Consider the following 9,960-nt stretch of genomic DNA (forward strand, 5'->3'; position numbering starts at 1 on the left):
GCCCCGGGAGTGTGGCGGATACGGATCCGGCGCGCGCCGGACAAGGGCGCGACGCTCGTCGTGGTCGACGCGGACCTCGCGGCCGGAACCTGGCCGGAGTGCGCTGACGTCGTCCTGGCGGGTAGCCACGGGTCACCGTGCGCCGCGTCGGCCACGGCGCGCCGGGTGGCCCGCGAGCACCCCGGCGCGGTGGCGGCCCTGGCTTGGCACCCGGAAACGGCGGCGGTCTTCGCTTGGCGGAACCAGGGGCGGACGTACCGGGCCGCCTCCCGGTCAGTCTTCCTGGTCAGTGAGTTCGGCTGCCCGCGGATCCCCGAGCCGGGCGTACAGGAGCCGAGCTTCCGCGCGGTGCTCATGCGCCTGATCGAGGTCGTCGTGACGGGTCTCGAGGTCGGCCAGGACGGCGAGGATCTCGGCGGTGTAGTACGGCGAGTCGAGTGCCCGGACAACGCGCAGCGCATCGACTAACCGGCTTCTCGCATGGTCGTACCGGCCGTGGCGGTCGTGCAGCCGGGCCAGGGCCGTGACCGCCCGGGCGTGCTGGTTGGCGTCGCCGGCCTCGGCCATGGTGTCTGCGGCCGCGGTGAGCTCGGCCGCGGCCTCCTGGTCCCGGTTCAGCTCGATCAGGAGCTCGCCCCGGCGACGGCGAGCGAGCGCGACACCACGGGGGCGGCCGATCTCGGCGTGCAGCTCGGCGCTGCGCCGGTACAGCTGGAGCGCCTGCTCGAGGTCGCCGCGCCGGCGGGCCGCTCTGGCCAGCCGGGAGACGGCGGTCGCGAGTGTGGGTCCGTCGTTCTCCCGCTCGCCGATCTCCAACGCGACGGCGTGCTGGGCGTCCGCCTCCTCGAGCCTGCCCAGCTGGTCCAGTGCAAAACCGAGCTGACTGCGCAACCGCGCCTCGACGAGTGGCAAGCCGCATCGTCGAGCGGAAGCGATGCCGAGGGTGGTGAGGGCGAGGAAGGGTTCGTAGTCGCGGTTGTGGAGGAAGAAGCCCCATGACCCTTCGCACAGCTGCCACACCTCGGAATCCCAGCCTTGCGCGGCCGCGTCCCGTGTGACGGCTCGGATGACCTGGTGGTCCCGGCGCCACCAGCGGATCGCAAGATCCCGGTCGGCGAAGATCCGCGCGGCCGGCTCGCCGAGGGTGGCGAAGCGCGGCCGGAACGGGTGGATGAGCTCGTCCGCGGCCAGGACTCGGTCGAGGTGCCAGCGGGTGAACGCCAGGAGCGTCGCCGAGTGATCTTCCGGCGTCATCTCACGCTCGTACCGGGTCCGGGCATCGTCACGGACCACGTCGTGCCGGCTGACCACTTCTCCGTGATCGCTCAGCAAGTTGGCTTCGACCAGCTCCTCGATCCGGTCGTCGATGCCGTCGGCCGGCGTGGCGAGGAGGTGGGCCAGCGCGTCGAGCGCGATGTGAGTGCCGGGGAGCACCCCGCAGAGGCGGTAGATCTGCGCCGCGGCCGGGGTGAGTGAGTCGTACGACGCGTCGAACACCGCCTTGTGCGGTCCTCCGACGCCCGCTCCGCGTCCGCGGACCTCCCTGGCGATGTTCCGCTCGGGACGGGCGCGCAGGCGGGCGCCGACGACCGCGATCGTCAAGGGGAGGCCACCGCAGGCGCGGAGGAGCTGCCGAGCGGCGCTGGGATCCGCGTCGAGCCGTCCGGCGCCGGCGCGCGAAGCCAGCAGGGTGCGTGCGGCGTTCTTCCCGAGCGGTTCGACCGGAACGATGTCGGCGCCGTCCAGGCCGAGCCCGCTGAGCTGGGAGCGGCTGGTGACGAGCACGAACGCGGTGGACGCGGACGGCAGCAAGGTGCGGACCTGAGCGGCGAAAGCAGCGTTGTCGAGCAGAAGCGCGAACGTGTGGCCGGTGGTGAGGGCGCGGAACAACGCGACGCGCTCGGCCGTTCGGGCCGGGATGTCGGAATTGGGGATGCCGAGCGCGGCGAGGAAGCCGTGGAGTGCGATGCCGGGCGACTCGGGACCGTCGTCGTCGGCTCCCGAGGCGAAGCTCGTATAGAGCACACCGTCGGGGAACGCGTCCCGGCGGGTGGTGAGCCAGTGCACGGCGAGCGCGGTCTTCCCGACACCTCCGACGCCGGTCAGGACGACGATCCGGGGGTGTTCCCGCAGGTGCTCTCGCAGGGCGTCGAGCTGTTCGAGCTCCGGCTCCCGGCCGACGATTCCGGGTGATGGCGGCGGCAGCTGAATCGGTCCCGGCCGTCCGGTGCGATGTCCCGGCTGAGGATGCGTCATGGCTCCCCCTCCCGCGGCAACCCCGACTCTCTGGTCTACCGGTTCGTCGAATGCGGTGGGCGGTAATGTGAAAATCTGCACACCACGGTGGGAGCAATCCATTGTGGACTATTACTGTGCGTCGACCGGAGTTGGTAAACTTGTTTACTCAGCGCGTTTGCCTTCCCCCACGTGGGCGCATGGGAACGCGATGTTGTTGCAACAAGCGATAGATCTTTCCGTAAGACACATCATGAGCGTCGGCGATTTCGCGAACCGTTGCGCCGTCGAGGTAGGAAGCCACGACTTCCTCACTGTCGAGGTCGCGTTTGATGCCGCGTCCGACGGTGGGAAGGTCGGCGCCGTTCTGTCGGAGCAATGACCCGGTCCAGTTGAGTGACAAGCCGTACTGTTGCGCGATTTGGGTGATGCTGGCGCCGTTCTGCCAGTCCTGAACCATGCGACGATTACGGTCAGTGCGCAGGGCGGCTTCCGGATCAGGTTGTTCCGGCATGTCCATGCGCGTGCTCCCGAGGCGGTCGCTGGCGTCGTGCTCGGGCGTTGATTGTCTCATCGCGCCCGGCGAACCAGAGCGTGCCGGTCAGGTGAAATCGAGAGTGAGCTTCGTGTGCATCTGCACGCTCCGGTTGCATGTGTCTCAGCGTTGTTGTTCTTTCCGGACGACAGAAGTCCCTTGATCGGGTTGGGTTGTAGGCTGTCGCTCGGCCATCGTGGGCGGACACGATCCGTATGGTCGGGGTGGAAAAGCAAGGCGATGGAGTGGCTTGTCCTTGCCCCGTTTCGGGAATTCCGCAGCGCGGTTCTTGTGATTCGGCGGACAGTCGGAACTTCGGAAACCCTGACGGGTGAGCGGGTTCGCGGCGGGTGCTGGTCCACGAACCCGCTCCGGCTACCAGTTCCGCACGGCAGGCGCATAGCCGTCCGGTTTGTCACCCACCTTCGTGTCCGGGGTGACGATCCAGTTCTGGTACTGGGCCGTGAACATCCGGTACACCGAGGCCGGCGGCACCGCGCTCGCCTCGTCCAGCACCGCGCGCAGCTCCGCCGGGATCTCGAAGTCCAATGCCGCCATGCTCTTGCCCAGCTGGTCTGCGCTGCTCGCCCCGACGATCGCCGACGCGATGCCCGGCTGGGTTGCCACCCAGTTGATCGCCACCTGGGCCATCGTGACGCCCAGCTTGCCCGCGACCTCCTCGAGCGGCTTCAGCAGCTGCCAGTCGCGCTCGGTCCACGTCTGGGCGTCCGGGTCGAACCGGCCGGCGCCGCCGTCGCGGTACTTGCCTGTGAGGAAGCCGCCGGCCAGGGGGCTCCATGCCGTGACGCCGAGGCCGAGGTGCCGGCCCATCGGGACGTGCTCGGTCTCGATTTCGCGCTGTACCAGGGAATACGGCAGCTGCAGGTTGATCATCGGCGTGAGCGAGTGCGCCTCGGCGATGCTCTGGGCCCGCGCCGCGTACCAGGCCGGTACGTCCGACAGGCCCGCGTAGCGGATCTTGCCCGCGCGGACGAGGTCGTCGAGCGTGTGCACGACTTCCTCGACCGGGGTGAGCCGGTCCCACGTGTGCAGCAGGAAGAGGTCGACGTAGTCCGTGCCCAGCCGCCGCAGCGACGCCTCGAGCGCGCGGACCAGGTGCTTGCGGCCGTTGCCGCCCGCGTTGGGGTCGCCGGGGTCGACGCTGTTGGTGAACTTCGTCGTGAGCACGACGCGCTCGCGCACGTTCGCCTCGGTGATGAGCCTGCCGAGGATGGTCTCGCTCTCGCCCGCGGTGTAGAAGTCCGCCGTGTCGAGGAAGTTGCCGCCCTCGTCGAGGTACTTGCGGAAGATCGGGCGGACCTCGTCCTCGGTCTTCCCGTAGGCGGCGTGGAACCCGCCGGTGCCGAAGTTCATCGTCCCGAGCGCGAGCCGGCTGACGCGCAGGCCCGACCGGCCGAGGAGGTAGTACTGATCAAGTGGCATGACTTCACAGTGCCGATCGGTTTTTGGACCCGCAAGTCCATTCGAGCGAGGGGCCGTGCGTGCCGGAGGGAGGCCGGCACACACGGCCTGGACTCAGCGGCAGCGGTAGCTCGAGGCCACCGCGGGGTCGCCGCCCGCATAGCGCGACACCGACGGGAGCGGGCACAGGTTCCGGGTCTTCCCGTCCGCGGACGCCGCCGCGAGCGTGGCCGGGGCCAGCTCGCGCTCCACCCAGTCGACCAGCTGCCCGAGCGCGTTCGTCGGCTCCGGGCCGCCGCCCCCGAAGCAGTGCTCGACGCCCGGGGCGAGGAACAGCCGGTAGAAGTCGTTCACCCGCTGCGCACCGCCCATCGTCCGCTCGACCTGCTTGCGGTAGGACAGGGTGCCGCCCGGCGGGATCAGCTGGTCGTTCGCGCCCACGAACGTGATCAGCTTGCCGCCCGAACGGCGGAACGCCGACAGGTCCGGGTCGGACGTGCCGATGACGTCGTCGTACTCCCGCACCGACTGGCGGAACAGGTCGGCGAACTGGCCGTACGTCAGCTTCGACGTGTCGAAGCCTGGCTGCTTCTCCAGGAACGACTGCACCCAGTGGACGGCCACCGGGAAGCCCGGCGCGACGAGCGTCCCGTCGGGGCCGGGCGTCGTGCCGGCCAGCCAGGTGAAGTCCGCGCCCTTGGGGAGCCCGGCCCACAGCTCGCGGCCGCGCTCGTCGGCCGGGCCCGCCCAGATCTTGCGCATGACCTCGGCGTCCGCCGCCGTCACGGTGAACTCGTGGCCTTCGCAGACCACCTTCGTGCCGACCAGGCCGCGCGGGTCGTAGCCGCATTCGTCCGGCCGGTCGACGATGCCGTTGGTGACGCCGTCCCGCGCGTCGCACGCCTGGACCGCGGCCGTCCGGAACGCGGAAAGCACGCAGGTGCTGGGGAAGTCGTGGCTCTGGTTCATGACGACCTGCGGCCACAGCGTCGCGACGGCGAACTGCGTCCAGTCGACGGCCGGGGCGTTGGCCAGGATGCCGTCGAAGTCGTCCGCGTAGTTCTGGGCCTCGGAGTAGCCCTGGCGGCCGCCGGTCGAGCAGCCGGTCCAGTACGAGTACGCCACCGGGCGGTGGTAGTACCGCTGCGTGACGGCTTTTCCGATCAGGGCCTCTTCGTGCACCGAACGGGTGGCGAAGTTGGTCAGGAGCGTCTGGTCGACGGTGCCGTCGGTGGTCAGCGCCCAGGATGTGTCGAGCCCGTCCAGGGACACGCCCGCGTCGGTCGTCACGCCGGTGTAGCCGTCCTTGACGGCCTGGGCGAGCCCGTCGAAGTTGCCGGCGGCGTAGGCGCTGCCGCCGAGGGCCTGGAGGCGCCCGGTCCAGCCGGTGTCGGGCAGGGCCACGGCGACCTTGACGTGGTCCTGGCCGGAGTGGGTCAGCGTGATGGTGAGCTGGCAGTACGCGGTCTTGTGTTCGGCCGTGACCGACTCGATCTTCGCGCCGGCCGGGGCGGGCACCGAGACGGCGGCGCACACCGGCGTCGCGGCCGACGCGCTCGGCGCCAGCGGCACCAGGCCGGTCAGCAGGAGCGGCACGGCGGCCGCCAAGAACTTGGGGATGCGTCTCATCGGTTCCTCTGGTCGCTTTCGTCCGATGTGGACATGGCGCTGCCGAGCTTGGCCGCCGGGGTGCGGCGCCCGCGCCCGTCGGATGACGCTGTCGATGTACGTCACTCGGCCGTGAGCTGCGGAAACGTGGGTTGGGTAAGGTCGGTTCCATGGCGCTGCACGGGCGGGAAGCCGAGCTGAAGGAGCTGGCCGAGCTCGTCGACGGTCCCGAAGACCGCAGCGGCGTCGTCCTGCGCGGCGAGGCGGGGATCGGGAAGTCGGCGCTGGTGGCCGAGACGGCGGCCGCGGCGTCGGTCGCCGGGCTGCGCGTGCTGCGGACGGCCGGGGCCGAGGCTGAGCAGAACCTCGCGTACGCCGGGCTGCACCAGCTGCTCCACCCCGTCCGGGCGGGGGTGGCGGAGCTGCCGGCGCCGCAGCGGGACGCGCTGCGGACGGCGCTCGGGCTGGCGGACGGCTCGGCGCCCAGTGCGTTTTTGGTCGGGCTCGCGGCGTTGACGCTGCTGGCCGAGGAGGCGGCCGCGAAGCCGTTATTGCTGGTGGCGGAGGACGTGCACTGGCTCGACCGGGCCAGCGCGGACGTCCTGGCGTTCGTGGCGCGGCGGATCGAGACGGAGCCGATCGTCGTGGTGGCGACGCTCCGGGACGGCGCTTCGTCCCCGCTGCTCGACGCGGGCTTGGCGCCGATGGCCCTGGAGCGGCTGGGCGCGGACGAGGCGGCGGACCTTCTGGACGCGGTCGCGCCGAGCCTCGCCCCGGCGGTGCGGACCCGGCTGCTGACGGAGGCGGCGGGGCACCCGCTGGCGTTGACGGAGCTGCCGCTGGGGCTGGCGGATCTCGACGGGCTGGACCCGGTGCTGCCGCTGACGGAACGCCTGGAGCGGACGTTCACGGCCCGGGTGGCGGGATTGCCGGCGGAGACGCGGACGGCGTTGCTGGTGGCGGCGTTGAACGAGACGACCTCGCTGGCGGAGACTTTGACGGCGACGGGCGCTCTCCTGGGAATGGAGGAGCCGCCTGAGCCCGGTGTTGCTCCGCCCATCGACCACCCGGCCGCCGCACCCTGTCTCCGCGTCGAGCCGGAAATCCTTGCCCCTGCCGTCGAAGCTCGCCTGATCGAACTCTCCGCCGGCACCGTCACCTTCCGGCACCCGCTCATGCGCTCCGCCATCCCCGCGGCCGCCACCCCCACCGAGCGGCGGCGTGCCCACCTCGCCCTCGCCGAAGCCCTCCGGGACCAGCCCGACCGGCGGGCCTGGCACCAGGCCGCCGCTACCGCCGGGCCCGATGAGACCGTCGCTGGGGAACTCGATCGCACCGCCGAAAGGGCCCGGTACCGAGGCGGGGCAGCCGCCGCCATCGCTGCTCTCGAACAAGCCGCCCGGTTGAGCGAACAGCCCCACGACCGGACCGGACGACTCCTGAAAGCCGCCGAGCTGGCCGTCGACTCCGGACGTCGCGAGACCGCCGAACGCCTGGTGCATGCCGCGAAACCCACGAGCAAACACCACCGGGCCACCGCGAGCCGGCTGCTCAGCGAGTTCGAAGACGGCCTTCGCGAAGATCCTGCCCGGGTCGCCGAACTCGCCGTCACCGCCGAGGCCGTCGCCGGCGAGGGGGAAACCGGTGCCGCCATGCGGATCCTCTGGAGTGCCGCCATGCGGTGCTTCTGGACCGAGCCCGGCGACGCCGCCCGGAAAGCCCTGCTCGACGTCGCCGATCGGCTGCCGATCCCCGACGATGACCCGCGCGTCGTGGCCGTCACCGCCTATGTCGCGCCCTTCGAACGCGGCGCAGTCGTCATCGACCGGCTCAAGAAGCTCGCCGGGGCGACCGGCGCCGACCCGGAAGTCGACCGGTACCTGGGCAGCGCCGCCCTGCAGGTCGGCGCCTTCGACCTCGCCGCGCGGTTCTCCGCGGCCGCCGCGCCGGGGCTGCGGGCCCAGGGCCGGCTCGGGCTGCTGCCGCGGGCGCTGGCCGTCCAGGCGTGGAGCCGCGCCCGGCTCGGCGACCTCGCCGCGGCCGTGCCGGTCGCCGCCGAAGCCGCCCGGTTCGCGCGGGAGACCGGCCAGCCCTTCATGTACGGCCTCGCCACCGCCGTCCAGGCCGAGATCGCCGCCCTGCGCGGTGACCACAAGCAGGCGAAAACCCTGGCCGGCGAGGCCGAACGCGCCGGGCTCGCCGCGGGCGCCCGGCCGGTGCTCGCCACCGTCCAGCTCGCGCGCGGCCTCACGAACCTGAGCGAAGGCCGCTTCGACGACGCCTTCGCCGACCTGCGCCGGCTGCTCGACCCGGCCGACCCCGCCTACCAGCTGGCCCTGCGCGCCTACTGCGTCGCCGAGCTCACCGAGGCCGCGGTGCGGTCGGGGCAGACCGACGCCCTGCGCGACATCCTCGCCGAGCTCGAACCACTGGCGAAGTGCACGCCGTCGCCCGCGCTGCACATCGGGCTCAGGTACGCGCGCGCCGTGCTCGACCCGAGTGACGCACTGTTCGCCGAAGCGCTGCGGGCCGACCTGACCGGCTGGCCCGCCGAACGCGGCCGCGTCCACCTGGCCTTCGGCGAGTGGCTGCGGCGGCAGCGGCGCGTCGTCGAGTCGCGGACGCACCTGCGCACCGCCCGCGAAACCTTCGACGCCCTCGGCATGACGGCCTGGGCCGAGCGGGCGCGGGCCGAGCTGCGCGGCGCGGGCGAGTCGAGCCCGAACCGCGGTCCGGACGCGCGGGAGAAGCTGACCCCGCACGAGCTGAGCATCGCCCAGCTGGCCGCCGACGGGCTGACGAACCGCGAGATCGGGCAGCGGCTGTACCTTTCGCACCGGACCGTCGGCACCCACCTGCACCGGATCTTCCCCAAGCTGGGCGTGAGCTCCCGCGCCGACCTCGCCGGGATGCTGAAGACCCTCGAAGGGTGACTTACACCGGCTGCGTCACCTGACGGGCGCGAAGATCACCGGACCGGCTCTAACGTCGTGAAAGTCCCACGGTCTTTCGCACAGGAGTCAAGATGATCAGCAGGAGAAGGTTCGGGCAGGCGTTCGCGGCGGGACTGGCGGCGACCTCCTTGGCGGCCTGCTCGTCGAACGCCGCCGCCCCGGCCACGACCCCTGACCTGCGGGCCGGGTCGGGCGAGCACACCTCGCTCGGCGAGCTCAAGCACGCCGACGCCGGGGTGCTGAGCATGGCCTACTACGAGTCCGGGCCGGCGACCGGGCAGCCGGTGGTGCTGCTGCACGGCTGGCCGTACGACCCGTACAGCTACGTCGACGTCGCGCCGATCCTGGCCGCCGCCGGCCACCGGGTGATCGTCCCGTTCCTGCGCGGCTACGGCCCCACGACGTTCAAGTCGGCGCAGACCGTCCGCAATGGACAGCAGGCGGCGGTCGCGCTCGACGTCGTCGCCCTGATGGACGCGCTCAAGATCGACAAGGCCGTCCTCGGCGGCTACGACTGGGGTTCGCGGACGGTCGACATCATCGCGGCGCTCTTCCCGGAACGCTGCGTGGCCGTCGTCGCGGTGAGCGGGTACATCGTCACGAACCTGGTGGCGAACCAGAAACCCCTGGCGCCGCAAGCCGAACTCGGCTGGTGGTACCAGTACTACTTCGCGACCGAGCGCGGCCGCGCCGGCTACGCGGCCAACCGCCACGACTTCAACAAGCTGATCTGGAAGACGGCCTCCCCGGCGTGGCACTTCGACGACGCGACGTACGACCGCAGCGCGGCGGCGTTCGACAACCCCGACCACGTCGCCATCGTCGTCCACAACTACCGCTGGCGCCTGAGCCTCGCGCCGGGCGAGCCGCAGTACGAGGCGTACGAACAGAAACTCGCGACGGGTCCGGCCATCACGGTCCCGGCGATCACGATCGCCAGCGACTTCGACGGCGCGGCCAAGGACGGCAAGGCCTACCGCGCGAAGTACACCGGCAAGTACGAACACCGGATCCTCGACGGCATCGGGCACAACGTCCCGCAGGAAGCGCCGCGCCCCTTCGCCCAGGCCATTGTGGACGCTGCCCGCATGTAAGCAGTCGTGGGGGGGGGAGACCGGGAGGACAAAGTATTACGCACACACCCCCCCGAGCACACACGGGCGGGCGGGGGGTGACGCGAGTTGTGGCGGGGGGGCGACGACGGGG

At 71.4% G+C, this 9,960-nt stretch carries 6 protein-coding genes; 2 read left to right on the forward strand and 4 right to left on the reverse strand.

The window, feature by feature from the left end; genetic code table 11:
• Window positions 1-273: 273 nt before the first annotated feature.
• From QQ657_RS32785 to QQ657_RS32800, 4 genes are all read right to left on the reverse strand, one after another.
• The gene (locus QQ657_RS32785; RefSeq protein ID WP_284746143.1) at window positions 274-2,256 is read right to left on the reverse strand and encodes a tetratricopeptide repeat protein; all 1,983 of its coding nucleotides are present in this window, start codon (window positions 2,254-2,256) and stop codon (window positions 274-276) included.
• A 148-nt stretch (window positions 2,257-2,404) separates the two neighbouring features.
• Window positions 2,405-2,755, reverse strand: coding sequence for a helix-turn-helix domain-containing protein (locus QQ657_RS32790; RefSeq protein ID WP_284746144.1), 351 nt, complete (start codon window positions 2,753-2,755; stop codon window positions 2,405-2,407).
• 390 nt (window positions 2,756-3,145) lie between these two features.
• The gene (locus QQ657_RS32795) at window positions 3,146-4,213 is read right to left on the reverse strand and encodes an aldo/keto reductase (RefSeq protein ID WP_284746145.1); all 1,068 of its coding nucleotides are present in this window, start codon (window positions 4,211-4,213) and stop codon (window positions 3,146-3,148) included.
• Window positions 4,214-4,306: 93 nt separating this feature from the next.
• Window positions 4,307-5,821: a tannase/feruloyl esterase family alpha/beta hydrolase gene (locus QQ657_RS32800; protein ID WP_284746146.1), complete on the reverse strand. Its 1,515-nt coding sequence runs from the start codon at window positions 5,819-5,821 to the stop codon at window positions 4,307-4,309.
• 149 nt (window positions 5,822-5,970) lie between these two features.
• On the opposite strand from QQ657_RS32800, the gene QQ657_RS32805 reads away from it, so the two are divergent.
• Window positions 5,971-8,733, forward strand: coding sequence for an AAA family ATPase (locus QQ657_RS32805; RefSeq protein ID WP_284746147.1), 2,763 nt, complete (start codon window positions 5,971-5,973; stop codon window positions 8,731-8,733).
• 92 nt (window positions 8,734-8,825) lie between these two features.
• A complete protein-coding gene (locus QQ657_RS32810) occupies window positions 8,826-9,848 on the forward strand; it encodes an alpha/beta fold hydrolase (RefSeq protein ID WP_284746148.1) in 1,023 nt (340 codons plus the stop codon).
• Window positions 9,849-9,960: the final 112 nt, after the last annotated feature.

It is taken from the genome of Amycolatopsis ponsaeliensis (genome assembly GCF_030182635.1).
Classification (GTDB): domain Bacteria; phylum Actinomycetota; class Actinomycetes; order Mycobacteriales; family Pseudonocardiaceae; genus Amycolatopsis; species Amycolatopsis ponsaeliensis.

Coding starts and splice junctions, on each gene's coding strand:
- QQ657_RS32805 (WP_284746147.1), top strand. CDS start 5,971: ATGGCGCTGCACGGGCGGGAAGCCGAGCTGAAGGAGCTGGCCGAGCTC.
- QQ657_RS32810 (WP_284746148.1), top strand. CDS start 8,826: ATGATCAGCAGGAGAAGGTTCGGGCAGGCGTTCGCGGCGGGACTGGCG.
- QQ657_RS32790 (WP_284746144.1), bottom strand. CDS start 2,755: ATGGACATGCCGGAACAACCTGATCCGGAAGCCGCCCTGCGCACTGAC.
- QQ657_RS32800 (WP_284746146.1), bottom strand. CDS start 5,821: ATGAGACGCATCCCCAAGTTCTTGGCGGCCGCCGTGCCGCTCCTGCTG.
- QQ657_RS32785 (WP_284746143.1), bottom strand. CDS start 2,256: ATGACGCATCCTCAGCCGGGACATCGCACCGGACGGCCGGGACCGATT.
- QQ657_RS32795 (WP_284746145.1), bottom strand. CDS start 4,213: ATGCCACTTGATCAGTACTACCTCCTCGGCCGGTCGGGCCTGCGCGTC.